The organism is Deltaproteobacteria bacterium (assembly GCA_029210625.1).
Lineage (GTDB): Bacteria > Myxococcota > Myxococcia > SLRQ01 > SLRQ01 > JARGFU01.
The window spans coordinates 158,747-184,330 of the sequence record JARGFU010000005.1 but is presented as its reverse complement, the minus strand read 5'-3'; the positions used below and the strand labels follow the sequence as shown (position 1 = coordinate 184,330).

At 72.2% G+C, this 25,584-nt stretch carries 21 protein-coding genes; 12 read left to right on the top strand and 9 right to left on the bottom strand.

The window, feature by feature from the left end; all coding sequences use genetic code 11:
• Positions 1 to 2 precede the first annotated feature (2 nt).
• Complete coding sequence (locus P1V51_06505; protein ID MDF1562674.1) at positions 3 to 689, bottom strand: Crp/Fnr family transcriptional regulator; 687 nt, start codon at positions 687 to 689, stop codon at positions 3 to 5.
• Positions 690 to 843: 154 nt separating this feature from the next.
• On the opposite strand from P1V51_06505, the gene P1V51_06500 reads away from it, so the two are divergent.
• From P1V51_06500 to P1V51_06455, 10 genes are read left to right on the top strand one after another with little or no spacing between them, the layout of a single operon-like run.
• A complete protein-coding gene (locus P1V51_06500; protein MDF1562673.1) occupies positions 844 to 2,169 on the top strand; it encodes an aminopeptidase P N-terminal domain-containing protein in 1,326 nt (441 codons plus the stop codon).
• Positions 2,170 to 2,180: 11 nt separating this feature from the next.
• Positions 2,181 to 2,381: a sulfur carrier protein ThiS gene (thiS, locus tag P1V51_06495; GenBank protein ID MDF1562672.1), complete on the top strand. Its 201-nt coding sequence runs from the start codon at positions 2,181 to 2,183 to the stop codon at positions 2,379 to 2,381.
• Positions 2,382 to 2,386: 5 nt separating this feature from the next.
• On the top strand, positions 2,387 to 3,157 hold the full coding sequence (locus P1V51_06490) for a thiazole synthase (protein MDF1562671.1): 771 nt from the start codon (positions 2,387 to 2,389) through the stop codon (positions 3,155 to 3,157).
• Positions 3,154 to 3,786: a thiamine phosphate synthase gene (locus P1V51_06485; protein ID MDF1562670.1), complete on the top strand. Its 633-nt coding sequence runs from the start codon at positions 3,154 to 3,156 to the stop codon at positions 3,784 to 3,786. The genes P1V51_06490 and P1V51_06485 overlap by 4 nt, the downstream gene beginning before the upstream one ends.
• 10 nt (positions 3,787 to 3,796) lie before the next feature.
• Positions 3,797 to 4,873 carry a hypothetical protein gene (locus P1V51_06480; GenBank protein MDF1562669.1) on the top strand — a complete coding sequence of 359 codons (1,077 nt, stop codon included), beginning with the start codon at positions 3,797 to 3,799 and terminating at the stop codon, positions 4,871 to 4,873.
• A complete protein-coding gene (locus P1V51_06475) occupies positions 4,870 to 5,577 on the top strand; it encodes a DUF4129 domain-containing protein (protein MDF1562668.1) in 708 nt (235 codons plus the stop codon). The genes P1V51_06480 and P1V51_06475 overlap by 4 nt, the downstream gene beginning before the upstream one ends.
• Positions 5,577 to 6,755 carry a DUF4350 domain-containing protein gene (locus P1V51_06470; protein MDF1562667.1) on the top strand — a complete coding sequence of 393 codons (1,179 nt, stop codon included), beginning with the start codon at positions 5,577 to 5,579 and terminating at the stop codon, positions 6,753 to 6,755. The genes P1V51_06475 and P1V51_06470 overlap by 1 nt, the downstream gene beginning before the upstream one ends.
• A 32-nt stretch (positions 6,756 to 6,787) precedes the next feature.
• Positions 6,788 to 7,738, top strand: coding sequence for a MoxR family ATPase (locus P1V51_06465; GenBank protein MDF1562666.1), 951 nt, complete (start codon positions 6,788 to 6,790; stop codon positions 7,736 to 7,738).
• Positions 7,739 to 7,759: 21 nt separating this feature from the next.
• Positions 7,760 to 9,067 (top strand): DUF58 domain-containing protein, encoded by a 1,308-nt coding sequence (locus P1V51_06460; GenBank protein MDF1562665.1) that lies wholly within the window; start codon positions 7,760 to 7,762, stop codon positions 9,065 to 9,067.
• A 37-nt stretch (positions 9,068 to 9,104) separates the two neighbouring features.
• Entirely contained in the window at positions 9,105 to 10,871 is a 1,767-nt protein-coding gene (locus tag P1V51_06455) for an APC family permease (protein ID MDF1562664.1), read from the top strand.
• A gap of 15 nt (positions 10,872 to 10,886) precedes the next feature.
• On the opposite strand, the gene P1V51_06450 is transcribed toward P1V51_06455, so the two are convergent.
• Genes P1V51_06450 through aspS form a run of 5 tightly spaced genes read right to left on the bottom strand, consistent with a single transcriptional unit; the run spans position 10,887 to position 17,583 of the window.
• Positions 10,887 to 11,819, bottom strand: a complete 933-nt coding sequence (locus P1V51_06450; protein ID MDF1562663.1) for a diacylglycerol kinase family lipid kinase — start codon at positions 11,817 to 11,819, stop codon at positions 10,887 to 10,889.
• Positions 11,816 to 13,057: a (Fe-S)-binding protein gene (locus P1V51_06445; protein ID MDF1562662.1), complete on the bottom strand. Its 1,242-nt coding sequence runs from the start codon at positions 13,055 to 13,057 to the stop codon at positions 11,816 to 11,818. The genes P1V51_06450 and P1V51_06445 overlap by 4 nt, the downstream gene beginning before the upstream one ends.
• Positions 13,054 to 14,160: an FAD-binding protein gene (locus tag P1V51_06440; GenBank protein ID MDF1562661.1), complete on the bottom strand. Its 1,107-nt coding sequence runs from the start codon at positions 14,158 to 14,160 to the stop codon at positions 13,054 to 13,056. The genes P1V51_06445 and P1V51_06440 overlap by 4 nt, the downstream gene beginning before the upstream one ends.
• Positions 14,157 to 15,758, bottom strand: a complete 1,602-nt coding sequence (locus tag P1V51_06435; GenBank protein MDF1562660.1) for an FAD-binding oxidoreductase — start codon at positions 15,756 to 15,758, stop codon at positions 14,157 to 14,159. The genes P1V51_06440 and P1V51_06435 overlap by 4 nt, the downstream gene beginning before the upstream one ends.
• 31 nt (positions 15,759 to 15,789) lie before the next feature.
• On the bottom strand, positions 15,790 to 17,583 hold the full coding sequence (gene aspS, locus P1V51_06430) for an aspartate--tRNA ligase (protein MDF1562659.1): 1,794 nt from the start codon (positions 17,581 to 17,583) through the stop codon (positions 15,790 to 15,792).
• Between the two features lie 269 nt (positions 17,584 to 17,852).
• On the opposite strand from aspS, the gene P1V51_06425 reads away from it, so the two are divergent.
• On the top strand, positions 17,853 to 20,507 hold the full coding sequence (locus P1V51_06425; protein ID MDF1562658.1) for a 1-acyl-sn-glycerol-3-phosphate acyltransferase: 2,655 nt from the start codon (positions 17,853 to 17,855) through the stop codon (positions 20,505 to 20,507).
• A gap of 31 nt (positions 20,508 to 20,538) precedes the next feature.
• Positions 20,539 to 22,179: a hypothetical protein gene (locus P1V51_06420; GenBank protein MDF1562657.1), complete on the top strand. Its 1,641-nt coding sequence runs from the start codon at positions 20,539 to 20,541 to the stop codon at positions 22,177 to 22,179.
• A gap of 40 nt (positions 22,180 to 22,219) precedes the next feature.
• Here P1V51_06420 and secF read toward each other — a convergent pair whose 3' ends face one another.
• Genes secF through yajC form a run of 3 tightly spaced genes read right to left on the bottom strand, consistent with a single transcriptional unit; the run spans position 22,220 to position 25,507 of the window.
• Positions 22,220 to 23,368, bottom strand: coding sequence for a protein translocase subunit SecF (gene secF / locus P1V51_06415; protein ID MDF1562656.1), 1,149 nt, complete (start codon positions 23,366 to 23,368; stop codon positions 22,220 to 22,222).
• Positions 23,369 to 23,380: 12 nt separating this feature from the next.
• Positions 23,381 to 25,144, bottom strand: a complete 1,764-nt coding sequence (secD, locus tag P1V51_06410; protein ID MDF1562655.1) for a protein translocase subunit SecD — start codon at positions 25,142 to 25,144, stop codon at positions 23,381 to 23,383.
• Positions 25,145 to 25,162: 18 nt separating this feature from the next.
• Positions 25,163 to 25,507, bottom strand: coding sequence for a preprotein translocase subunit YajC (gene yajC, locus P1V51_06405; GenBank protein MDF1562654.1), 345 nt, complete (start codon positions 25,505 to 25,507; stop codon positions 25,163 to 25,165).
• Positions 25,508 to 25,584 lie beyond the last annotated feature (77 nt).

Sequence of the window (25,584 nt, the reverse complement as noted above, 5' to 3'; positions counted from 1 at the left end):
CCCTAGCGGCTGATCTGGCCGCCGTGGAGGAAGTGGGCCCGCAAGAGGATGCTCTTGCCGCTCATCTCCACGAAGCCGCGCTTGGCGAAGTCCGAGAGGGCGCGGGAGACGGTCTCCCGGCTGGTCCCGATCATCGCCGCGATGTCCTGCTGGGTCGGGCGCTCGGCGATCATCATCCCCTCGTCGACCTCCTCGCCGTCGCGATCGGCCAGCTCGCGCAGGAGGCGGGCGACCCGGCCGTAGACGTCGAGGAGGGCCAGGGAGCCGATGATCTCGTCGGCCCGGCGCAGGCGGGCGCTCATCTCCCGCAGGATGGAGAGCGCGGTCTTCGGGTACTTCTCGATGTGCCGGTGGAAGGCGTCCCGGCGCAGGGCCAGCACGGTGGTCTCCTCGGAGGCCTGCACCGTGGCCGAGCGCGGCTCGTTGTCGAGGAGCGACATCTCTCCGAAGAAGTCTCCGGGGCGGAAGACGTAGAGGATCATCTCCCGGCCGGACTCACCGAGGAGCATCGCCTTGGCGCGGCCCTCGACGATGATGAAGAGGGAGTCGCCCTCCTCGTCGTGGCCGACGATCAGGGCGTCCTTCCCGTAGGTCTTGGAGACGAAGAGCCCCTCGAGATCGTCCAGCCCGGCCTCGTCCAGGTCGGAGAAGATCGTGACCTTCCTCAGCAGCTCTCGGTATCGGCCCATCCCTTGGTCCTCCTGGCCCTCTGACCTTTCCTGCCGGCCCTCCCACCGGATCCGGCGATCCGGGTCGAGAGGCTATCGGTGGCCTCTACCCCGGTCAAGCGAGGGGCGCAGCCATCCTTGCCCGGTCGAGGCGAGCGGTCTAGCGTGGCGCCGCATGAAGCCCGAGGTCTATCGCAAGAGGCGCGAAGCTCTGATGGCGCAGGTCGGTGAGGATGGCATCGCCCTCCTCCCCTCCAGCCGGGAGTTTCGCAGGAATGGTGACGTCGACTTTCCCTTCCGGCAGGAGTCGCATCTGCTCTACCTGACCGGCTTCGGCGAGCCCCAGTCGATCGCCGTGCTCCGGCCGGGCGACGAGGCCCCCTTCCGGCTCTTCGTCCGCGAGCGCGATCCGGCGCAGGAGCTCTGGCTCGGCACGCGGGCGGGCCTCGAGGGCGCCAAGAGCGACTTCGGCGCCGACGACTCGGCGGCGATCACCGCCTTCGAGGAGAAGCTCCCCGAGCTGCTGCGGGGCCGCAAGCGCCTCTTCCACCGCCCGGGCATCGATCCCGCCTTCGACGCCGTCGTGGAGCGGGTCCTCGGCGAGCTCCGCGCGAAGACCCGGGACGGCGTGCAGGTCCCGGCCCTCACCGAGGATCTCGGCGCGACCGTCGCCGAGATGCGCCTCTTCAAGGACGAGCACGAGCTCGAGGTGATGCGGCGCTCGGCGCAGATCACCGCCGAGGCCCACTGCGCGGCCATGCGCTGCGCCCGGCCGGGCCTCAACGAGGGCGAGCTGCAAGCGGTGGTGGAGTACGTCTTCCGCCGCCGGGGCGCCCAGTCGGTGGGCTACGGCTCCATCGTCGCCGGCGGCAACAACGCCTGCGTCCTGCACTACGTGACCAACGATCAGGTCATCGACGACGGAGCGCTGATCCTCATCGACGCCGGCTGCGAGCTCGACGGCTACAGCGCCGACATCACCCGGACCTTCCCGGCCAGCGGCAAGTTCAGCCCGGAGCAGCGGGATCTCTACCAGGCCGTCCTCGACGCCCAGCTCGCCTCCATCGAGAAGAGCCGGGCGGGCGTCCGCTTCTCGGAGGTCCACGACGTCTCGGTCCGGATCCTCACCGAGCGCCTGATCGAGCTGGGCCTGCTGAAGGGCTCGGTCGACGAGGCCATCGAGACCGAGAGCTACAAGCGCTACTACCCCCACAAGACCGGCCACTGGCTGGGCATGGACGTGCACGACTGCGGGCAGTACTTCGAGTCCGAGGGCGTGACCCGCAAGCTCAGGGCCGGGATGGTCATGACCATCGAGCCCGGCCTCTACGTGCGCGCCGACGACGAGGAGGCGCCCGAGCGCTTCCGGGGCATCGGCATCCGCATCGAGGACGACGTCGTGATCACCGCTGGCGAGCCCGAGATCCTCACCGCGGACGCCCCCAAGGAGATCGCGGCGATCGAGGCCCTCATGGCCGAGGCGGCCGAGCTGCCCCTCTAGGAAGCACTGGCATGAAGCTCCGAGTGAACGGCGAAGAGCGAGAGGTCCCGGAGGACCTCACGATCGAGACCCTCCTGACGCACCTCGAGGTGCGCACGAGCCGGGTCGCCGTCGAGAAGAACCGAACCATCGTCCCCAAGAGCGAGTACGCGGGGACCACGCTTCGCGAGGGCGACGAGCTCGAGATCGTCTCCTTCGTCGGAGGAGGCTGACGACCATGAGCGACACCTTCAAGGTGGGCGAGCACACCCTCAAGAGCCGGCTGATCGTCGGCACCGGCAAGTACGCCGACTTCCCCACCACCAAGGCCGCGATCACCGAGTCGGGCGCCGACGTCGTCACCGTCGCGGTCCGGAGGATCGACCTCTCGGCCACCGGCGAGGAGAGCCTCCTCAACTGGCTGCCCGAGGGCACCGTGCTGCTGCCGAACACCGCCGGCTGCTACACCGCCGAGGACGCCATCCGCACCGCGCGGCTGGCCCGCGAGGCCTCCATGGGCGACCTGCTCAAGCTGGAGGTGATCGGTGACGAGAAGACCCTCTTCCCCGACAACCGGGCGACGATCGAGGCGGCGAAGGTCCTCCTCGACGAGGGCTTCACCATCCTGCCCTACTGCACCGACGACCCGATCGTCTGCAAGGAGCTGCAGGCGATGGGCTGCCACGCCGTGATGCCCCTGGCCGCCCCCATCGGCTCGGGCCTCGGCATCCGCAACCCCTACAACCTGCGGATCATCCTCGAGCAGGCCACCGTGCCCGTGATCGTCGACGCCGGCGTGGGCACGGCCTCGGACGCGGCGCTCGCCATGGAGCTGGGCGTGGACGGCGTGCTGATGAACACTGCCATCGCCGGGGCGAAGGATCCGGTGGGCATGGCCCGGGCGATGCGCCTCGGCGTCGAGGCCGGCCGCGCCGCCTTCCTCGCCGGCCGCATCCCGCGCAAGCTCTACGCCACCGCCTCGAGCCCCCTCGAGGGGATGGTGGATTGAGCCGCGGCCTCCCCTTCCGGCTGCTGATCATCACCGACCGCGGGGCCTGCGGCGACCTCGTCGCGACCCTCGAGCGCGCCCTCCGCGGGGTGCCCGAGGGCGCCGTGGCCCTCATGCTCCGGGAGAAGGACCTGCCCGGGGGGGAGCTCCTCGCCCTGGCCCGCCGCCTGCGCGCCCTCACCCGGGAGCGCGGCAGCCTGCTCCTCGTCAACGAGCGCCTCGACGTCGCGCTGGCCTGCGAGGCCGACGGCCTGCACCTGCCGGCCGCGGGGCTGCCGATCGCGAAGGCCCGCGCGGCCGCGCCCTCCCTGCTCCTCGGTCGCTCGACCCACGCCCCGGAGGAGGCGGCCGCGGCCGAGGCGGCCGGCGCCGACTACCTCACCTTCGGGCCGGTCCACCCCACCCCCTCCAAGGCCGCCTACGGCGCGCCGCCGGGCCTCGCGGGCCTGGCCGCCGCCCGTCGCGCCTGCGCCCTCCCCCTCTACGGCCTCGGGGGGATCGACCTCTCGCGGGCCCCCGGGGTGATCGCCGCCGGCGCCGACGGCGTCGCCGGGATCCGGGTGGTCCTGGAGGCCCCGGATCCCGCCGCCGCCGTGGCCGGGCTGCTCGCAGCCACCGCTTCGCGCTAAGCTCTCGCCCGTGAACGAGGCGACACAGGCCGAGACCGCGCTGCCTCCGGTGCCGCCGGCGGAGCACCTGACGAAGGCCAGCGTGGGCGATCTCATCGATCGGGCGCTGCGCCTCTACCGGGCCAACTTCCGGACCTTCTTCCTGGTGATGCTGGTGGCCCAGCTGCCCATCTACCTGCTGCAGAAGATCTACGAGACGGTCCTGCGCTCGGCGATGCCGGTCGGAGGGCTGCGGCCCGAGCTGGTCACGCCCGAGATCGCCCTCGAGGTCCTCGCGACCCTCGGCGTCGCCTTCCCCCTGACCTTCCTGGGCATGATGTTCCTCCTGGCGGTGGCCTACGGCGCCATCATCCACGGGGGCGACCAGGCCTGGCGCGGCGGGGTGCCCCTCACCTCGGACGTCGCCCGGGGGATCCAGGCGCGCCTGGGGGCGGTGGTCCTCACCTACCTCCTGGTGCAGGTCTTCTTCTTCATCGGGGGGGTGGCGGGGATGGTGCCGGGCCTGGGCCTGGTGGTCGCCGGGGCGCTCTCCGCCTCCTCGGCGATGGCCATCCTCGGTCTGCTGGTCGCCCTCCTCGGGGCCTTCGTGGTCGTCCTGGTCCTCTACCTGCGCTGGTACCTGATCCTGCCGGTGGTGGTCCTCGAGGGCGGCTCGGGCCTCGCGGCCCTCAGGCGCTCCACCGGGCTGATGGCCGGCCGGGTGGACTCGGGGATCCTGGGGCTGGTGAAGATGCGGGCGAGCCTGCTCCTGCTCGTGCTCTTCCTCCTGCTGGCCATCCCGGGGCTGCTCATCGGGGTCCCCCAGTACCTGGTGGCCGCGGCCTACACCCCCGCGGGGATGCCGCCGGACGTCTTCTCGATCCCCTTCGTCGTCCGGCTGCCCTTCGACATCGCCCAGATTTTCCTCTCCTCGGTGCTCACCCCGCTGGGGATCCTGGCCATGGTCTTCTTCTACTTCGACCTGCGGATCCGCCGGGAAGGACTCGACCTGGAGCTGCAGGCCTCCCGCCTCGCGGAGGCGGGCCAGCCCCTGGCGGCCGTGCCGGTCGAACCGGCGGCGCTCACCCCGGAGACCCCCCGAGGGTGAGCCCGCTCCTCGCCGCCGCCAGCGAGGCCGCCCTGCAGGCCGCCGAGCCGGACCGGGAGCTGCTCACGCGGATCCTGGAGGAGCCCGAGCTCTCGGGCGCCAGCCAGGCCGGCTCGGCCATCGCCTCGATCATCGAGGCCCTCCAGACCCTCCTGGGCACCCTCCTGGGCAGCGAGGGCGCGGTGGGGGCCGCCGAGGTGACCCGGCTGATCTTCTTCGTCCTCACCGCGATCGTCGTCGTCTGGTTGATCCGGAAGCTCCTCCAGCGCCTCTCCCCGCCCCCCGCGCGCGCGCAGCTCGACCCCCTCTCCCCCTTGCGCCTCGAGTCGCCCGAGCACCACGAGGCGCTGGCGGAGGCCGCGGTGGCGGCGGGCCGGCCGCGGGAGGCGCTGCGCCACCTGCTGCTCTCCGCCCTCGCGGCGCTCGAGCGCAGCCGCTGGGCCTCCTACGGCCGGCACAAGACGAACCGCGAGTACCTTCGCTCGATCGAGCGCCGGGGCGCGCCCGCCGCGCTCTGCGAGGCCTTCGGCGAGCTGGTGCGCACCTACGACCCCCTCTGGTACGGCCAGGAGGAGGTCGGCCCGCCCCAGCTGGAGGCCATCGGCCGGCTGGCGGCCGCCGCTCGCGATGCCGCCGCGCGGAGCCCCCGGGAGGGCGCCGCCTCGCCGGCGCCTGCCCTCTCCTCCGCGGGGGAGGCCGGTTGATGGCCTCCCGCGTCTCCACCGGGTTGATGATCGGCGCGGTGATCGCCACCGCGGCCGCCGCGGCCCTGATCGAGCGCGCGGGCGGCCAGACCGAGCGAGAGCAGCGCCCGCTGGCCTCCAGCGGCGACGCCCGGGGGGTGCTGGCGGCCCGCCGCTACCTGGAGGAGCGGGGCACGAGCGTGGAGGTCCTCCTCGCGGACTCGGCGCGCCGGGCCCGCGACGCCGGGGTCACCCTGATCCTGGGACCCGAGCAGCGGGTCCTCTCGCGGGCCGAGGTCGGCCGGCTGATGCAGGCCGCGCGGCGCGGGGCATCGGTGGTGGTCTTCGCCCCGGACACCGAGCCCCTGGAGCAGCTCCAGCCCGCCCTCGCCCGCAAGTGGAAGGTGGAGACCGTCCGCCGCCGGGGGGAGGTGCCGGTGGAGGTCGTCCCGGGCCGCGACCCCTCGGAGCTGGTCGTCCCCTGGCTGGCCGATCCCCTCTTCGGCGGGGGGCAGCGCTTCCACGCCCGGGTGCGGCGCGGGATCGCCGCCGAGGCCTTCCAGCCCATCGCCGGCACCGGGGAGACCCCGGTCGTGCTGCGCCGGCCCTACCACGAGGGCTGGCTCTACCTCGTCTCCACCCCGAGCCTGCTCGAGAACCACCGCATCGATCTGGGCGACAACCTCCACCTGCTGGAGGGGTTGGCTGCCATCGCCGGCGGCCGCCCGGTCCACTTCGACGACGAGCACCACCAGCCCCCGGTGATCACGACCGGCTCCCTCCTGCGCCACCCGGCGGTCCTGGGCGCCGCGCTCCAGGGGCTCACGGCGGTGATCCTCCTCCTCCTGGCCCTGGGCCGGCGCTTCGGTCCGGTGCGCCCCCTGGTGGCCGACGCCCGCCGCAGCGCGCTGGAGTACGTGGAGAGCCTGGCCGCGCTCTACCGGCGCTCGCACCAGGAGCAGGCGCTCTGCGAGGCGACCTACCGCGAGCTGCGGCAGACCCTCTGGCGGCGCCACGGGATCAGCGCCGGCCTGCCCCTGGCCGAGGCTGCCGAGCGCTTCCAGCAGCGCACCGGCCTGCCGCCCGAGGTCTTCCTCGAGGCCGCCGGCGCCTGCCTGCACCCGCGGCCCGATCTCCTGCAGGCGGTGCGGGCCGTGGCGACGCTCGAGGCTCGCCTCCATACCCGATCGATGGCATGACGAACTCGAGGACTCGAGGGGAGGAGACCGCGGTGACAGCGAAGAACGCAGCAGGGCTGCACGAGGATCTGGCGGGGGCGCTCGCGCCCATCATCGTCGGCCAGGCCGAGGCCCTCGAGGAGCTGACGGTGGCCCTGCTGGCCGGCGGCCACGTCCTCTTCGAGGGGGTGCCGGGGGTGGCCAAGACCCTCCTGGCCAAGAGCTTCGCGAAGGCCCTGGCCCTCGACTACGGCCGGGTGCAGTTCACCCCGGACCTGATGCCCTCGGACATCACCGGCACGCCGGTCTACCTGCCCCAGGAGGGGCGCTTCGTCCTGACCAAGGGCCCGGTCTTCACCGAGCTGCTCCTGGCCGACGAGATCAACCGCACGCCCCCCAAGACCCAGGCGGCGCTCCTCGAGGCGATGGAGGAGCACCAGGTGACCATCGGCGGGGAGACCCACCAGCTCGGCGACACCTTCTTCGTGGTCGCCACCCAGAACCCCCTCGAGTACGAGGGCACCTACCCCCTGCCCGAGGCGCAGACCGACCGCTTCCTGCTGAAGATCCTGGTCGACTACCCGAGCACCGAGGAGAACGACCGGATCCTGCGGCGCCACCACGAGGGCTTCGACCCTCACGACCTCTCCCGCGTCGAGGTGGTGGCCGACCGTGCGCGCCTCGCCGCGGCCCGCGCCGACGCCGACGCGGTGAAGGTGGACGACACCCTCTTCGGCTACCTCTCCCAGCTGGTGGAGGCCAGCCGCACCTCTCCGCGGGTTCGCCTGGGCGCCTCCCCTCGCGGGGGCGTGGCCCTCCTGCGCGCCGCCAAGGCCCGGGCCGCCCTGATGGGCTCGGACTTCCTCACGCCCGACGAGGTGAAGAGCACCGCCCGGCCGGTCCTCCGCCACCGCCTCCTCCTCGAGCCCGAGGCCGAGATCGAGGGCCTCTCGGTCGACGACGTCATCGGGGAGATCCTCGACGAGGTCGACGTCCCCCGCTGATCGCGCGAGGCGAGCCTCCCCTTGATTCCCTCCCGCCGCTTCGTCCTCCTGGTCGCCCTGGGGATCGTGCCCGCGCTCTTCGGCATGGCCTGGCAGGGCATGGCCGTGGTCGCGGCGATCTGGGACGTGAGCCTGGTCGTGCTCCTGGGCGTCGACCTCTTCCTGCGGCCGCGGCCCGAAGCCCTGGAGATCCGGCGGCAGGTCGAGGACATCCTCTCCCTCGCCCGCCCGACCGAGGTCCAGCTGCGGCTGCGGTGGCACGGGCGCCGCACCCTGCGCCTGGCCCTGGTGGACGCCCCGCCGGAGCGGATGGAGGTGAGCGGCGCGCGCCAGCGCTTCGACCTCCCCGCGGGCGGGGTCGTGGACACCCACTACCGCCTGCGGCCCCTCCAGCGCGGTGAGGGGAGCTTCGGTGACCTCCACCTGCGCCTGCGCGGTCCGCTGGGCCTCTGCTGGATCCTCCACCAGCGGCGCGCGCCGCAGCGGGTGAAGGTCTACCCCGATCTCGCCACCCTCACCGACGGCCTCGACGCCCTCATCCGGCGGCCGGACGCCGGCGACCTCCGCGCCCGGCGCCGCCCCACCGAGGGGAGGGAGTTCGACTCCCTGCGGGACTACGTCCCGGGGGACGACATCCGCCGCATCGACTGGAAGGCGACCGCCCGGCGGGGGCTGCCGATCACCCGGCAGTACCGCCCGGACCAGCACCAGGACATCATCCTGATGCTCGACTGCGGACGCCAGATGCGCCCCCGGGTCGGCAACCACCGCAAGCTCGACCACGCCGTGAACGCGGCCCTCTCCCTGGCGCACGTCGCGCTCGAGCAGCGGGACAAGGTCGGGCTGATCGTCTTCCACCACGAGGTCGTGGGCTTCGTGCCCCCGCACGGCGGGCGTGAGCAGCGGATGCGCCTCACCGAGCAGCTCTTCCACGTCGAGCCCACCCTCACCGAGTCGAGCTACCCGGCGGCCTTCGACGCCCTCGCCCGCCTCACCCACCGGCGGGCGCTACTGGTGCTCTTCACCGACCTGCCCGACGAGGCGAGCGCCCGCCCCCTCCTCGACCGCCTCTCCCTGCTGCGGGGGCGGCACCTGCCGCTGGTCGTCTGCCAGCGCGACACGGAGCTGGAGCAGGCCGCCACCAGCGTCCCCCGGAGCGAGCGCGAGGCCTACCGCCGGGTCGCCGCGGGCAAGCTCTCCCGGGAGCGGGAGGGGCTGCGGCACCACCTCCTCTCCGGCGGCGCCCAGGTCATCGAGGCCCCGGCGCCGGAGTTGACGCTCTGCACCGTCGAGCGCTACCTCCAGATCAAGGGCCGCGGAATGCTCTGATGGCCAGAACGCCAACGCCAGGAAGACCCACCGAATCATGAGCGAGACCGCCACCCCCACCCGGACCCCTCCCGCGCACCCCAGCCTGGGGGAGCTCCCGGCGACCGCCATCTGCGGCAACGACATCACCTCCTCCTGTCTCTACGTCTCCGCCCTCGCCATCGTGGCCGCGGGCTGGTGGGCCTGGGTCTCGCTGGCCATCGTGGCGGCGGTCCTCTTCCTCTTCCGCAAGATCTACGGGGAGGTGGTCGGCGCGCTGCCCCTGAACGGCGGCGCCTACAACGCCCTGCTCAACACCACCTCCAAGGGCTTCGCCTCGATGGCGGCCACCCTCACCCTCCTCTCCTACATGGCGACGGCGGTGATCTCGGCGATCGAGTCGATGCACTACGTGCACAACCTCTGGCACGGGTGGCCCGTGATGATCGCCACGGTGGTGCTGCTGGCGATCTTCATGGTGCTGACCATCATCGGCATCGGCGAGTCCTCGATGGTCGCCATCGCGATCTTCCTCTTCCACATGGTCACCCTCACCGTGCTCCTGGTCGCCGGGGGCTACTACGTCCTCACCCACGGCCTGGGCACCTTCGGAGAGAACTTCGCCCGGCCGGTCGAGGGCGGGCTGGGCAAGGCGCTGGTCTTCGGCTTCGCCGCCGCCATGCTGGGCATCTCGGGCTTCGAGTCCTCCTCGAACTTCGTCGAGGAGCAGGCGCCGGGGGTCTTCCCCAAGACCCTGCGCAACATGTGGGTCGCGGTGACGGTCTTCAACCCGGCGATGGCCCTCCTCGCCGTGGCGCTGATCCCCATCCCCGAGGTGGCCGAGCACCAGGAGGCCCTGCTGGCCCACCTCGGCGACGTCGCCGCCGGCGGCTGGCTCTCGGTGGTGATCTCCATCGACGCCGCCCTCGTCCTCTCCGGCGCCGTGCTCACCTCCTTCGTCGGCGTCACCGGGCTGGTCAAGCGGATGACCCTCGACCGGATCCTCCCCCAGTTCCTCCTCCAGACGAACCGCCGGGGGACGACCCACCGCATCGTCATCGCCTTCTTCCTGCTCGCGGTCTCGGTGCTCTACCTCACCGGCGGCAACCTCGAGGCGCTGGCGGGCGTCTACACCATCTCCTTCCTCTGCGTGATGGCGCTCTTCGCCATCGGCAACATCCTGCTGAAGGTGAGGCGGGCGCGGCTGCCGCGGCCCGAGAAGGCCTCCTGGCTGGCCATCATGATCGCCCTGCCGGCGGTGATCGTCGGCATCGCGGGCAACGTCATCAAGCACCCGGACTACTTCCAGATGTTCCTGATCTACTTCATCCCGACGGTGATCTTCGTCGGGGTGATGCTCGGGCGGATCGGCCTCCTGAAGGCGGCCCTCTTCGCCGTGCGGGGCGTGTCCGACGCGGTGGGGCGGGTGACGGGCCAGTGGTCCTCGGGCATCCGCGCCAAGATCGAGGAGATCAACAGCCAGCAGGTCGTCTTCTTCACCCGGGGCGACTCGCGCGCGAACCTCAACGAGGCGATGCTCTACGTCCGCAAGAACGAGCACACCAACCGCCTGAAGGTGGCGCACGTCGTGAAGAAGGGAGAGGAGCCCCCCGAGGCCCTCGCGCCCGACCTGAAGTTCCTCGACGAGGTCTACCCGGACATCCAGGTCGACTTCGTGGTCGTGGAGGGCGTCTTCGGCCCCGAGCTGATCGGCGAGCTCTCCGAGCAGTGGAAGATCCCGCGCAACTTCATGTTCATCGGCTCGCCCGGCGATCACTTCCCCTTCGGGCTCGCGGAGCTCGGCGGGGTGCGGCTGATCATCTAGACACCAGCTGACAGCTCAGATCTTCAGGTTGATCGCCCCGGGCAGGATCCGGAAGGTCGCCGGCAGCACTCCGGGCTGCTCGCCGTCCACGTCGATCAGCACCTTCTCGTCGGACTCGGCCCGCAGCTCCTTGCAGCGCAGCGCGCGGGTGCGCGGGTCGGAGAGGTGGGTGCCCTTGTAGAGCATCGCCTTCTTGAAGGCGAAGTCCTTCAGGGCGAAGTCCCGCCAGATGGTCACGTCGAAGAGGCCGTCGTCCAGCTCGGCGCGCGGGGCGACCATCATCCCGCCGCCGAAGAAGCGCCCGTTGCAGACGGCCACCGTGGTCATCGCGATCGGCTCCTCGGCCTCGCCGTCGACGATCAGGCGCACCCGCTGGTCCCGGTAGTGCCAGAGCGCCCGGGCCGAGCCGATCATGAACGAGAGCTTGCCCCCGAGGGCCTTGGAGCTCTCGTTCACCGTCTTCACCACCGCGCCGGAGACGCCGAAGGAGGAGATGTTGATGAAGGCCCGGCCGGCGGGGCTGCCCTGGTGATCGACGAAGTCGAGCCAGCCGGCGTCGATCCTTCGCGTGGCCCGCCCGGCGAGCTTCTCGCAGGCGCTCTCGAGCTTGCGCTCGACGCCGACCGTCTTGCGGAAGTCGCCGCCGGTCCCCTGGGGGAGCAGCCCGAGCACGGCCTCGGGGAAGCGGGCCTCGCCTCCCTGGAGGAAGGCGTTGGTGACCTCGTTGAAGGTGCCGTCGCCTCCGACGGCGACCACCATCTCGGCGCCGCGCTCGAGGGCCTCCCGCGCCAGCACGGTCGCGTGCTCCGGCCCCTCGGTGAGCCCGTGCTCGAGCTCCCCCACCCGCGCGCCCACCGCGGCGAGGATCTTCTGCACGCTCTTCCCGGTGGCGCCCCCGGCGGAGCGCGGGTTGAGCACCACGTAGGTCTTGAAGCCGCCCTGACTCATCCTTCCTCCCTGCTCTCGCTGCGTCCGCCCTCGAGGAAGCGCCCGAGGAGCTCGAAGAGATCCTCGCTCTCGACGCCCGCCTCCCAGAAGTGCCGCTCGCAGCAGGGGCTGGCCGTGACCAGCTGCCGCGCGCTCCCCGGCAGGCCCTCGAGGGCCGGCGGCCCGGCGCTCTCCCCCAGGAGATCCGCCGCCCGCACCCGGGCCATCTCCCGGGCGAGCTCGGGGCGGGTGTGGGGCAGCGCCCCGCCGCCCCCGCAGCACCAGCTGCGCTCGCCCTGCCAGATCGACTCGCCCGTCCCCTCGGCGGCCTCGGGCCGCCCGCCGGTGATCGCCTCGAGGAGCTGCCGCGGGGCCTCGCTCTCCTCCAGGCCGTGCACCAGGTGGCAGGGCTCGTGGAGGACCCAGCCCCGGGGGAGCAGGTCCTCGACGACCCGGGTGACGCCCTTGCGGCGCAGCGCCTTGGCGAGGGTCTGGGAGAGGTGCTCGACCGGCGGGAAGCCGATCCCGAAGCGCTCGCTCGCCAGCTCCAGGGTCGTGGCGCAGTGGGCGCAGGGCGTGGTGATCAGGCTGGCCCCCGCCAGGGCGCTCGCGAGCCGGCTCGCGTGGGCCGCGTAGCCCGCGGCGTCCCCGGCCGCCAGGAGCGGGTAGCCGCAGCAGCGGGCCGCCCCGTCCCAGACCACCAGGTCGCCCTCGCCGAGGCTGTCGGCGATGTCCAGGAGCCGCCCCACCCGCTCCGGCGCGTCCTCCACCAGCTCGCAGCCCGGGAAGAGCACCCGCAGGCCCCGGCCGGGCACCCGCGGCCCCTCGAACTCCCTCACCGTGCGGCGGATCCGCCGGGCCTCCTGGATCGACTCCAGGCGCCGGCGATCCACCGGGCCGCGCGGGGTGCCCTCCTCCCGGCAGCGGCGCGCCAGCGCCCGGGCGGCCTCGGGGGCGTCACCGGCGACGAAGCGCCGGGCGCGCGCGGCGAGGAGGAGCTCCCCGACGGGGTTGTCGTGCTCGCAGGTGGCGGTGCAGAGGCCGCAGCCCGCGCAGTCCCAGGCGGTGTGCACGCCGACCTCGCTCTCGCCGCGCAGCTGGCGCCGGGCCTCGGCCATCTTCTCCTGCGGGGTGAGCGCCTCGTCCCGGGCCACCACCCCCACCGGACAGGCGTGGCGGCACATCCGGGGGCAGAGCTCGCAGAGCAGCAGCTCCTTCTCGTGGGCGGCCAGATCGAGGCCGGGGAGCTCGGACCTCACGCGCGCACCTCCGGGAAGACCTTCGCCGCGACGGCGTCGAGCAGCGCGAGCTCGGCCGGAGGCGTGTCCCGCAGCGCGCCGACCTCGGCGAGGAGCGCGTCGAGCGCCGCCGGCGGCAGGCCCACGATCCAGGCCGCCGCCCCCTCCGGCGCGACCGCCTCGAGGTGGAGGCGCGCCGCGGGGTGCTCGGCCCGGAGGCGCTCGACCAGCGGCTCGACCTGGGAGAAGAGCAGCCAGGCCCGGGAGGCGGCGGTCTCGGCGCGATCCGCGGTGGCGGCGCGCAGCTCGCTCGAGCCCGCCAGCCGCTCGCAGCCGGCCGGGGCGGGCGCGCCGCCCGCGCCCCGCGCCACGATCTCGGCCGCGCTGCGCCTCACCCGCACCTGCACGGCGCTCTCGGCGAGCTCCCAGCAGAGCTGCACGCCCCCGGCGCCGTCGTGGAGCGTCATCGCCTCGGGCCAGAGGTCGGCCTCGAGCAGGTCCACGCAGGCCCGCAGGGCCGCGGCGTGCCCCGGGAAGGTCCAGGCCAGCCGCTCCCGCTCGGCCGGCGCGGGGTGGACCCGCAGGTGGAGCCGGGTCAGCAGCCCGAAGCGCGCCCGCGCGCCGAGGAAGAAGGCGGAGAGCTCGGGCCCGGTGGCGCTGCGCGGCGCCAGGCAGCTACGCAGCGGCGTCCCGTCCCAGAGGACCGCCTCCACCCCGGCCACCGGGCCGTGCCCGGGCAGCCCCCGGGGGGAGTGGATCGCGCCGGCGTGGGCCGCCAGCCAGACGCCCACCGGGATCGGCGGCAGGTGTCCCCAGCGAAGGGAGAAGCCCTCGGCCTCCAGGCGCTGCTCGATCACGCTCACCGGCAGCCCGGCGCCCACGCGCGCCAGGTGATTCTCGCGGTCCAGCTCGAGCTCGTCGAAGCCGGAGAGCTCGAAGGTGACCGCGGCCTCGGTCTCGCTGTGCGCCCGCAGGCCCTCCAGCTTGGTCGGGACCCCGGCCTCGGCGGCGGCCGCCAGCGCGCCCCGCAGGGCCGCCTCGTCCGCCGGCCGCACGATGAGGGGCTGCTCGCCCCGCACCCGGCGGGAGCCGCAGACGGCCTCCAGTCGCAGGCGCAGGTTCATGAGCGCACCTCCGCCCGCAGGGCCGCGGCGCCGCCGGGCAGGCTCGGTCCCTCGCCGAGGCCCAGCTTGCCGGGGTTCGCCAGCCCGGCGGGATCGAGGGCGTCCTTCAGCCCCCGCAGGAGCTTCATCCCGCCCTCGCCCAGCTCGTCGCGCAGGAAGGCCTGCTTGCTCATCCCGACCCCGTGGTGGTGGGAGAGCGTCCCCCCACCCTCGCGCACCGCGGAGAGGGCCTTCTGCCAGGTCCGATCGTAGGCCGCCTCGCGGGAGGCCAGCTCCGGCGCCCAGCCGGCGAAGGTGAAGTAGATCGACGCGCCGTCCTCGTAGGCGTGGCTGAAGTGGGCCATGACGAAGGCCTCGTCGGCGACCGCCCGCCGCACCCGCTCGTAGAGGGGGAGGAGCCGCTCCCAGGTGGTCGCCACCTCCATGGTGTCCACGAAGGCCCCCAGGGAGAGCATCGGAGAGAGCTTGTAGCTCACGGCGTGGCGGTGCTCGAGCCAGTGCTCCCCCGGCGCGGGGCCCAGGTCGTCGCCCCCCGCCTCGGCGGCGAGCACCAGGCACTCGGCCAGCTCGTGCTCGACCAGCGAGGGGTCGGCGCCCTCGCTGCCGAGGATCAGGAGCGCCTGCTTGCCGAGGGCGTCCACCGCCCGGTTCAGGAGCGCCGGCCGGTGGAGGCCGCCCTTCATGGCCTGGCGCAGCAGGGCCTCGATGGGCTCCTGTCCCTTGAGCCAGGAGAGGCCGCGGCCCAGGAAGGCGGGCAGGCGCCGCTCAGCGGTGCCGGTCCCCTTGCCCTTGTTCACCGTGGTGTCGAGGGGATCGTAGAGGCGCGCGACGAAGGGGCGATGCCCGGCGGCGAAGATCCGCTGGATGGCCCGCAACCCGGCGCCCACCGTGGGCATGAGGAGCCCGCGCATCCGGCGGTGGCGCGCCCTCCGGCGCACCCGCAGGGTGAGCTCCGGGATGAAGCCCAGCACGCCCTCGCTGCCCACGATCAGGTGGAGGGGATCGGGGCCCAGCCCCAGCCGGGGGCGCGGCGCGAAGTGGTGGACCTCTCCCCGGCCGTCCACCAGGGTCATCCCGGCGACGATGTCCTCGATCTTGCCGTAGCGGGAGGAGCACTGGCCGGCGCCCCGGCCGGCGACCCAGCCGCCCACGCTCGAGCACTGGATCGAGGAGGGGAAGTGCCCGGCGGTGTAGCCCTGCCGCCCGAGGGCGTCCTCGAGGTGCTGCCCGATGACCCCGGCCCCCACCCGGACCAGGCGATCCAGGGGCTCGATCGGGCCGATCGTGTCGAAGCGCTCCAGGGAGACCGTGACGCCGCCGTGGAGGGCGTGGACGCCGCCGCAGACCCCGCTGCCGGCGCCGTAGGGGATCATCGGCACCCCCACCTCGGCGCAGAGCTTCACCAGCCGCACCAGCTCCTCCAGCCGGCCCGGCCAGACCACCAGCTCGGGGGTCTTCAAGGCCACGCCCTCCCGGGCGAGCAGGTAGGTGCGGGGCCAGGCGTCGCGGCCGTAGGCGCGCAGGTGCTCCGGCCGGGCGCTCACCCAACGAGGACCGACGATGGCCTCGAGGCGCTTGTCCAGGGACTCCCTGCTCACGGCACGACTCCCCCGATTCGAAGGATGTTCTTCAGGCGGTGTTCTTCACCTTCAGCTCGGCGAGCTGCTTGGCGTCGACCTCCCCCGGAGCCTCGGTCATCAGGCAGAGGGCCCGCTGGGTCTTGGGGAAGGGGATCGTATCGCGGATCGAGCTGGCCCCGGTGAGCAGCATGACGATCCGGTCCAGGCCCATGGCGATCCCGCCGTGGGGAGGCGGGCCGTAGCGGAAGGCGTCCAGCAGGAAGCCGAACTTCACCCGCTGCTGCTCCTCGGAGAGGCCGAGGAGGGAGAAGACCCGCGCCTGGACCTCGCGGTCGTGGATCCGGATGGAGCCGCCGCCGATCTCGTTGCCGTTGAGCGCCAGGTCGTAGGCCCGCGCCTTGAGGGCGCCGATGTCGCCCTCGAGCTCGCCGGTGAAGATCTTCCGTTGCTCGTCGCTCTCCAGCTTGGGAGAGGTGAAGGGGTGGTGGAGCGCCACCCAGCGGCCCTCCTCCTCGTCGCGCTCGAAGAGGGGGAAGTCGGTGACCCAGACGAAGGAGAGCGCCTTCTCGTCGATGAGGCCGAGCTTCTTGCCCAGGAAGAGGCGCAGCGCGCCGAGGGAGTCGAGGACCACCCGCTTCTCGTCCGCCACGAAGAGGAGGATGTCGCCCGCCTCGGCCCCGAGGGCCTCGCCGAGCTTCTGCTGCACCTCCTCGCCGAGGAACTTCACGATCGGGCCCTGCCAGCCGTCGGGGTTGACCTTGATCCAGGCCACGCCCTTGGCGCCGTGGTCCTTCACCTGATCCGGCAGGGTGTCGAGCTCCTTGCGGGTCATCGTCTGCTGCTTGACGTTGATGGCCGAGACCATCCCGCCCTTCTCGACCGTCTCCTGGAAGACCTTGAACCCGGAGGCGGCGACGATCTCCGACACGTCGTTCAGCTCGAGGCCGAAGCGCAGGTCCGGCTTGTCCGAGCCGTAGCGGCGCATCGCCTCGTCGTAGGGCATCCGGCGGTAGGGGGTCGGCGGGGCCTCGTGCCCGTCGCGCTCGAGGATGGCCGTCATCATCCCCTCGATCGTCGCGTAGATGTCCTCCTCGCAGACGAAGGAGAGCTCCATGTCGATCTGGGTGAACTCGGGCTGGCGGTCGGCGCGCAGATCCTCGTCGCGGAAGCACTTCACGATCTGGAAGTAGCGATCGAAGCCGCTGACCATGAAGAGCTGCTTGAAGAGCTGCGGCGACTGCGGCAGCGCGAACCAGCGGCCGGGGTTCACCCGCGAGGGCACGAGGTAGTCGCGGGCGCCCTCCGGCGTGCTCTTGGTGAGGACCGGCGTCTCGAGCTCGAGGAAGCCCTGCCCGTTCAGGAACTCGCGGGTCGCGGCCATCATCTTGCTGCGGCGGATCAGCACGTCCTGGAGCGCCGGGCGGCGCAGGTCGAGGTAGCGGTGGCGAAGGCGGATGTCCTCACCGGTGCTGATGTCGTCCTCGATCTGGAAGGGCGGCGTGTCCGACTTGCTGAAGACCTCGATCTCGGTGGCGATGACCTCGATCTCGCCGGTGGCCATGCGGGGGTTCACCTGGTCGCCCCGCGAGCGCACCTTGCCGCGGATGCCGATCACCCACTCGGAGCGCAGGTCGCCCGCGGTCTCGAAGGCCTCCTTCGCCTCGGAGGGGTCGAAGACCACCTGGGTCAGGCCGCGCCGGTCGCGCAGATCGACGAAGACGCAGCCGCCGTGATCGCGGCGGTTGTGGACCCAGCCGAAGAGGACGACCTCCTCGCCCGCGTGGGTGCCCCGGAGTTCGCCACAGGTGTGGCTTCGCTTGTGGTCGTGGATGAAGCGCGGCACGTCGTTCTCCTGGCCGGATAGGACCTGCTCGCTCGAAGGAGCGGGCCGGTCGATGTCGAGCCGCACGATTGCCATCGAGGTCTCCGGGTGTCAAGCACCCTCCCCCGTATTCCCCCGGGATTCCAAGGGGTTGCGCCTTGACACCTCTCACCGCCCCACCTAGGGTCCGGCCCCGCCCCTGACACGATCCTGACATTCGGCTGGCACCTCCCGGCCGCACCTCCCGGCCCGCACCTCCCGGCCCCCTCCCGTCATCGACCCGAAGCACCGTGAGCAACCTCCCCGTCAAGAGCCCCCGCCCCCACCGGGCCGTGCCGATGCGCAGCCGCTTCTGGAGAGGCTTCCGGGGCCTCTGGTCCTGGCTCTTCGCCAACGTCCGCTTCCCCGAGGTGGCGGTGAAGGACCTGCGGGAGCTCGCCAGCCGGGGGACCATCGTCTACGTGGGCCGCACCCGGGGCTGGATCTTCGGCCTCCTCCTCAACTGGATGGCCCTGCGCTTCGGCCTCCCCCTGGCCATGCACGTCGACGGCTGGCGGGGCCGGCTCGCCGGGAGCCTGGGCAAGTCTCCCGCCGCCTCGAAGGTGGGGCAGCCCACCCCCTCCCCCCTCCTGGACGTGGTCTGCCGGGGGGAGAGCGCGCTCTGCTTCCTCTGGAAGCGCTCCGCGGGCCTGCGCCTCAAGCAGCCGGCCCTCGACGTGCGGGAGGTCTCCGCCCTCCTCGAGCTCCAGGCCGAGCAGGAGCGGCCCATCTTCCTGGTCCCGGTGACCCTCCTCCTCGGCTTCGATCCGGGCACCCAGCTCGGCCGCACGCCGATCCTCGACGCCCTCTTCGGGCCCCGGGAGATGCCCGGCGCGATCCGCGCCTTCCTCACCTTCCTGCGCTACCGCAAGCGGGCCCGGCTCCAGCTGGGTGAGGCGGTCGACCTCGCCGCCCTCCTCGCCCGCTCCACCGAGGTCCCCGCCGACAAGCTCGCCCGGATGGTGCGGGGCTCGCTGGTGCAGCACCTCGCCCGGGCCGAGCGCTCGGTCACCGGCCCGGTCCGCAAGGCCCCTCGCCGGCTGCGGATGGAGATCCTCCGGGATCACCAGCTCCGCGCCTCCCTCGCCGAGGCCGCCCGCGAGGAGGGCAAGCCCCTCTCGGAGATCGAGCGGCGGGCCGACCGCTACCTCAAGGAGATCGCGGCCCGCTACACGCCCTTCGTGGTGGCCGCCATGGCCTCCTTCTTCCGGATCGTCTTCAACCGGATCTACGACGGCATCTGGGTGGACGAGGAGGGCCTCCAGCGGATGACCGACGCCGGCCGGCGCGGGCCGATCGTGCTCTGCCCCAGCCACCGCTCGCACATCGACTACCTCGTCATGTCCTGGGCGATGCACATGCGGGGCCTCACCGCGCCCCACATCGCGGCGGGCAAGAACCTCTCCTTCTTCCCCATCGGCCCCATCCTCCGGCGGGCCGGCGCCTTCTTCCTGCGCCGCACCTTCCGGGGCAACCCGGTCTACGCCGCGACCTTCCGGGCCTACATCCGCCGCCTGCTCCACGACGGCCACCCGGTGGAGTTCTTCATCGAGGGCACCCGCTCGCGGAGCGGAAAGCCCCTCCCCGCCCGCATGGGGCTGGCGACCTACGAGGTCGAGGCCTTCCTCGAGGGCAGCCGCTCCACCCTGAGCTTCATCCCGATCTCCATCGGCTACACCCGGGTCATCGAGGCCCGGGCCTACGGGAAGGAGCTGCGGGGGGAGGAGAAGCAGAGCGAGGACGTCTCCGGGCTGCTGGGCGCCCGCAAGGTGCTGCGCAAGCGCTGGGGCCGGATCTACATCCAGGTCGGGGAGCCCATCGAGCTGGGCGCCTTCCTCCGCGAGCGGGGGATCGACCGCGAGGCGGTCGACGAGGACACCCGCCGGGATCTGGTCGTGGAGCTCGCCAACACGCTGAACCACCGCATCGGCGCCCTCACGACCGTCACGCCCACCGCCCCCATCGCGGCCGCGCTCCTCGGCGAGCGGCGGCGCGGGCTGGACCTCTCGACCATCGTCGAGCGGGCGACCCTCCTGGTGGACTTCGTGGCGAAGGAGGGAGACGCGCGGGTGAGCGACGCCGTGCGCTACGACGACGAGGGCCGCCTCGAGGAGCCGACCGTCCGCGAGACCGTCGCCACCCTCCAGGACGAGGGCCTGGTGCGCACCCACCAGCTGGGCGACCGGACGATCGTCGAGCTCCACCCCGAGGGCCGCCTCGGCCTCGACTACTACAAGAACGCGCTGATCCCCTTCCTGGCCGGCCGGGCCCTGGCGGCCACGGCGCTGGTGGACGCCCGCCGCCTGCGGGAAGGCCTCGCCGGGGGCGGCGAGGATCCGGTGCGGGGCGCCGCCCTGGCGCTGGCCGAGACCCTGGCCCCCGAGTTCGTTTTCGATCCCGCCAGCGGCGCCGAGGGCGCCCTGGACGCCGCCTTCGAGGAGCTGGTCCAGGACGGCCGCGCCCGCCTCGCCGTGGGCGCCACCGCCGACGCCGTCTTCCTCGAGCCGACGCCCGAGGGCTGGCCGGTGCTCCTCCTCCTGCGCGCCATGACCCTCGCGCTGGTGGAGGGCTACTGGATCACGCTGACCACGGCCTCCCGCCTCCTCTCGGAGGCTCCCCTCCCCCGGGCCGAGCTGCGGCAGGCCATCCTCGAGGAGGGGCGGGCCCGCACCCTGATCGGCGAGATCGACGCCCCGGAGGCGCTCAACCGCCCGCTGGTCGAGGGCGCCATCGACATGCTCGTGCAGCGCGGCGCGCTGGTGCGGGGGCCCGGGCGCGAGGCGCTCCTCGAGCTGGGCGACCCCCTGGCCCTGACGGCGCTGATCGCGACCCTGGCGCCGCACGTCGGCACCCGGGAGGCGCCGGGCGCCGGAGAGTCCTCTTCGGCAGCCCGCACCGGTGACTGAGGATCCGGTCATCGGGTACCCTCGCCGCGCGATGCGGCTTGCGATCACGAACCGGGGGAGCTCGCTCCTGTCTTGCCTGCTCCTGGGGCTCTCTCTGACGGCGTGCCCCTTCGGCTCGGCGGAGCTGCGCCGGGGCGACGATCTCGCGGCCAAGGGTCTCTGGCGCCAGGCCAGCGCGGCCTACGCGGCGGCCCTCGAGAAGGATCCCCGCGACGCCGCGGCGCAGAGCCGGCTGGCCGAGGCCGAGCGCCAGCTGGCCGCCGAGCTGGCCCGGGAGGTCGAGCCGGCGCTCAACCTCGGAGAGCTGGCCCGGGCCGACGGGCTCTTCCTCGAGGCCGAGGCCCTGGACGCCGGCTCCCCGGCGCTCGCGCCGCTCCGCCCCCGGCTGGCCCGCGCCCACCTCGATCAGGTGATCGTGGCCACCGGGGCCGGCGAGCTGGATCGGGCCTTCCACGCCGCCGACCGCGCGGCCGATCTCACGCCCGACGACCCCGAGGCCGTCAGCGTGCTCTCCGCGGCCCGGCACGCCTACAGCGACGAGCTCTCCCGGGAGGCCCAGCGCCACCTGCGCGAGGGGCGCCCGGGGAACGCCCTCGTCTCGCTCCTCCGGCTGGAGGAGGTCGCGCCGGGGGAGAACGACGTCGTCGCCCGCATCTTCGATGCCCGCCTCGCCGCGCGCGAGGCCAACGGCTACGCCACCGAGCTCCAGGTCAGCGCAGGCGGCGCCGCCCGGCGCCGGGTGGCCGTGGAGCTGGTGCGCACCCTCGGCGCGCTGGAGGACAACGCCACCTGTGAGGGGCTCGAGCTGGTGCGGGTCGCCCTCGAGGGCCCCGGGGCGAGCCTGCGCCTCGCCGTGGAGAACTACGCGGTGCTCTCCCAGCGCAAGACCCGCACGGAGCAGAAGCGCTACGTCGCCGGCAGCCGCCGGGTCCCGAACCCGGCCAAGGCCGAGGCGGCCGAGGCGGTGACGCTGGGTCAGGCCAAGCTCGAGGCGGCGGTCGCCGAGTACAAGGCGGCGCTGGGGAAGGTGAGCGAGCGGGAGATCGGCTTCGCCGAGGCCCCGCCCGAGTCCGACACCGAGCAGCTGCGGCAGGCCCTCTCCGACGCCCGGCAGACCGCCTCCGGTGCCCGGCAGGCAGCCGAGGCGGCCGCCAAGGAGCTCGGCCTGGCGCGGCGCCGCCTGGCAGACACCCCGAAGATGATCGACCAGGCGATCGAGAAGGAGGTCGAGCTGGAGATCGCCGACGTCACCCGTCGCGCCGAGCTCGAGGTGCGCATCGCGGCCAAGGACCTGGAGACCGGCGAGCTCGCCATCCCGAGCACCATCCTGCGCGCCGAGGCCTCCACCGAGGACAGCACCCACCGGGCGCTGCCCCGGGCCCAGATCGAGGCCGACCCCCTCGTCTTCCCCAAGACCGACGAGGAGCTGGAGCAGACCATCCTCGACCAGATGAGCCGGCAGATCTCCGAGCGGGTGCTCGGCCTCTGCCAGGCTCACAACGAGAAGATCATCGAGGCGCCGCTGCAGCTCTCGGCCGGCGCCCCCCGCGAGGAGCGCACCGAGGCCTGGGTGAAGGCCATCCTCCGCAGCAAGAAGCCGATCCCGCCGGAGGCGGAGACCTTCTTCACCACCGAGTGGACCCTCTCCGATCTCCACCGCCTCCGCGACTGACCGGGGGCCGGGAGTCGGGAGGCGGGAGGCGCCCGGGGCTTCAGGCCCGGGCGGTCGAGGACTTGGCGAGCTTCTTGTTGATCAGCCCCTCGAGGGCCAGGACCATCGGCGAGGCGATGAAGACCGTCGAGTAGGTGCCGACGAGGATGCCGAAGGTCATCGCGATGGCGAAGTCCCGGATCGTCCCCTGCGCGTAGACCAGCAGGCCGATGAGGGCGAGGACGGTCGTCCCGGAGGTGATCAGCGTCCGGGAGAGGGTCTCGTTGATCGACTGGTTGATCAGGTCGGAGAGACCCCGGCCGGAGAAGCGCTGCCGGTTCTCCCGGACCCGGTCGTAGATGACCACGGTGTCGTTCACCGAGTAGCCGATGATCGTCAGGATGGCCGCGATCGAGGTCAGGTTGAACTCCAGCCCGGTGACGGCGTAGAGGCCCACCGCCAGGAAGGCGTCGTGGGCCAGGGCCACGACCGCGCCCGGGGCGAAGGAGAAGTCGAAGCGGATCGCCAGGTAGATGAGGATGAAGATGCAGGCGTAGAAGAGCGAGAGGAAGCCGCGGCGCCGCAGCTCCTTGCCGACCTGCGGGCCGACGTACTCCACCCGGCGCAGATCGACGGTGCCCTCGCCCACCTGGGCCTCGAGCTGCTCGGTCAGGCGCTTGGAGACGCCCTCGAGGATGAGGGTGTACTGCCAGCCGGTGCCCCGGCGCAGGGCCCGCACCTCGTCGAGGGCCAGCCCGGCGTCCTTCACGATGGTGTCGAAGGTCTCCCGCTGGATCTCCTCGGTCGAGATGACCTCGACGGCGTCACCCTTGTTGGGATCATAGTCGCCGACGGTCACCTGCTCGCCGTGCTTGCCCTTGAGCTCGGAGACGATCTGACCGTGCTCCTCGGGGGTGAGCAGGCTCATCCGCTCCACCCGCACGAGGTACTCGCTGGTCCCCTCCTCGCCGAAGACCTGCACCGACGCCTTGTCGAAGCCGATCTCCTTCATGGTGTTGCGCAGGGTGTTCGCGTCCACGTCCTTGGAGAACTTGAGCTGGATCTCGGTGCCGCCGGCGAAGTCCACGCCGAGGTTCAGGCCCCGGGTGGTGAGCAGCAGCGTGGTGCCGAGCACGGCCACCAGGCTGAAGATCAGCGCGGTCCGGCGCTTGCCGACGAAGTCGAAGTTGGTCTTTCCGATGAGCTGCATGATCGTGGCTCCCTAGACGCTCACCGTCTTCGAGTTGCGGTTGAGGCCTTCCTGGAACACTCGGCTGGCGTAGTAGGCCGTGAAGAGGGTCGAGAGGATGCCCGCGAAGAGGGTCACGGCGAAGCCCTTGATGGGGCCGGAGCCGTACTGCAGGAGCACCAGGGCCGCGATGCCGGTGGTGACGTTGCCGTCGAGGATCGCGGAGAAGGCCTGCTCGTACCCGGCCTGGATGGAGGCCCAGGCCGTCTTGCCGGCCTCGATCTCCTCCCGGATGCGCTCGAAGATGATCACGTTCGCATCCACCGCCATGCCGACGGTGAGGACGATGCCCGCGATGCCCGGCAGGGTGAGCGTCGCGCCGATGGCGCTTAGCATCGCCAGCAGGAAGAGCACGTTCAGGACCAGGGTGAGGTTCGCGACCAGGCCCGAGGCCTTGTAGTAGAGGGGCATGAAGAGCAGCACGAGGATGCCGCCCATCATCAGCGCGAAGAGGCCGCGGCGGATCAGGTCGGGGCCGAGGGTGGCGCCGACGGTCCGCTCCTCGAGGATGCGCACCGGCGCGGGGAGCGCGCCGGCCTTGAGCACCAGGGCCAGGTCGTTCGCCTCGATGAAGAGGTCCTGGTTCGACTTGTAGCTGCCCAGGGTGATCTGGCCGCGGTTGGTGATCTTGCTCTGGATGACGGGGGCCGACTCGACCATGTTGTCGAGGACCACCGCCATGAAGCGGTTCACGTTCGCCTCGGTGAGCTCGCCGAAGATCCGGGCGCCCTCCTGGTCGAACTCGAAGGCGACGTAGGGGCGGCCGTTCTGCTGGGAGTCGGTCGCCACCCGGGCGTCGACGAGGTAGTCGCCGGTGATGCCGGGCGCGGCGGTCAGCAGGTAGGTGCGGTAGGTCGCGGTCCCGTCCGGGGCCGGGATCTTCTGGAAGGCCAGGGTCGTGCCCTCGGGGGTGTGGGGCAGCAGCGCCTCCTTGGCCTGGTCGAGGGGCCGGCGGTCGCTGGCCTCGAGGTAGTGGGTGGCGACCTCACCCTCGGGGCCGCGGCCGCGGTCCGTCTTGAGGGTCACGCCCTCCGGCAGGAGAGCCTGGTTCTCGACCAGGAAGCCGGTCTGGTGATCCTGGGTGATGCGGAACTCGAGCTGGGCGGTCTTGCCCAGGAGGCCCTTGGCCCGCTCGGGGTCCTTCTCGCCCGGCAGCTGGATGAGGATCTGGTCCTCACCGCGGCGGATGATCTGCGGCTCGGTGACGCCCCACTGATCGACGCGGTTGCGGATGGTCTTCACGGCCTGATCCACCGCGGACGTGCGAATGCGCTCGACGGTGTCGGCGGTGAAGGCCAGCTCGAGCCCGGACTCCAAGGAGGTGACCAGGGTCATGTCCTGGAAGTAGCCGAGCATCTCGCTCTCGAACTGCTCCCGCTGGTCGGCCGTGAGCTCGACCCGCAGCAGCGGCTCCTTCACGTCGGCCTTGATCTTGCCGTGGGCGATCTCCTTGTCCTTGGCGTAGGACGTGATCTCGTCCACCCGCCGCTGGACCCGGTCCATCACGGCCTTCTCGACCTCGACGCCCATCACCAGGTGGATGCCGCCCTGGAGATCGAGGCCGAGGGTCAGGTGCTGGGTTCGCATCCAGCTCGGCACGGCCTTCTCGTAGGTCGTCGCGTCGTTGCGCTCCTCCGCAGGCAGGGAGAAGTAGACGTAGGTGGGGAAGAGCATCCAGACCGCTGCCACGGTCAGTGCGATGACGATTCCCAGCTTGGTGATCCAGCCACGATCCATCGGTCTCTCCGGCTCTCGTTACTCGCCGTCCGCTTCCGCGGCGGGCGAGGTGTACAGCGAGCTGATGTTGGTCTTGAGGATGCGAATGCGCGTGTCGCGGGCGATCTCGAGCGTCACCAGGTGGTCCTGAACCGCGAAGACCTTGCCGACGATGCCGCCCTGCGTCACGACCTCGTCACCCTTCTTGAGGGCGCCGAGGAGGTTCTGGTGCTCGCGGGCCTGCTTGCTCTGGGGCCGCAGGATCAGGAAATACACCACCGCGAACATGAGCAGGATCGGGATCATGTTGACGCCACCGCAGCCCGGAGGGCCACCCGCGCCATCCGCGGCCTGGGCCAGGAGAGTGGGGATCGACGAGAACATGGGGTTCACCTGCGAGAAGGAAGGAGTGCGCTCGAAGGGGCGCTAAAGGGCGCGCACCCTACCACCGGGTGGGGGGG

What these genes read in the sequence shown, in the direction of transcription:
- P1V51_06420 (MDF1562657.1), top strand. Translation starts at nt 20,539, where the DNA reads ATGCGGCTTGCGATCACGAACCGGGGGAGCTCGCTCCTGTCTTGCCTG.
- P1V51_06505 (MDF1562674.1), bottom strand. Translation starts at nt 689, where the DNA reads ATGGGCCGATACCGAGAGCTGCTGAGGAAGGTCACGATCTTCTCCGAC.
- P1V51_06500 (MDF1562673.1), top strand. Translation starts at nt 844, where the DNA reads ATGAAGCCCGAGGTCTATCGCAAGAGGCGCGAAGCTCTGATGGCGCAG.
- secF (MDF1562656.1), bottom strand. Translation starts at nt 23,368, where the DNA reads ATGCAGCTCATCGGAAAGACCAACTTCGACTTCGTCGGCAAGCGCCGG.
- P1V51_06440 (MDF1562661.1), bottom strand. Translation starts at nt 14,160, where the DNA reads ATGAACCTGCGCCTGCGACTGGAGGCCGTCTGCGGCTCCCGCCGGGTG.
- P1V51_06470 (MDF1562667.1), top strand. Translation starts at nt 5,577, where the DNA reads ATGGCCTCCCGCGTCTCCACCGGGTTGATGATCGGCGCGGTGATCGCC.
- P1V51_06455 (MDF1562664.1), top strand. Translation starts at nt 9,105, where the DNA reads ATGAGCGAGACCGCCACCCCCACCCGGACCCCTCCCGCGCACCCCAGC.
- secD (MDF1562655.1), bottom strand. Translation starts at nt 25,144, where the DNA reads ATGGATCGTGGCTGGATCACCAAGCTGGGAATCGTCATCGCACTGACC.
- P1V51_06490 (MDF1562671.1), top strand. Translation starts at nt 2,387, where the DNA reads ATGAGCGACACCTTCAAGGTGGGCGAGCACACCCTCAAGAGCCGGCTG.
- P1V51_06450 (MDF1562663.1), bottom strand. Translation starts at nt 11,819, where the DNA reads ATGAGTCAGGGCGGCTTCAAGACCTACGTGGTGCTCAACCCGCGCTCC.
- yajC (MDF1562654.1), bottom strand. Translation starts at nt 25,507, where the DNA reads ATGTTCTCGTCGATCCCCACTCTCCTGGCCCAGGCCGCGGATGGCGCG.
- thiS (MDF1562672.1), top strand. Translation starts at nt 2,181, where the DNA reads ATGAAGCTCCGAGTGAACGGCGAAGAGCGAGAGGTCCCGGAGGACCTC.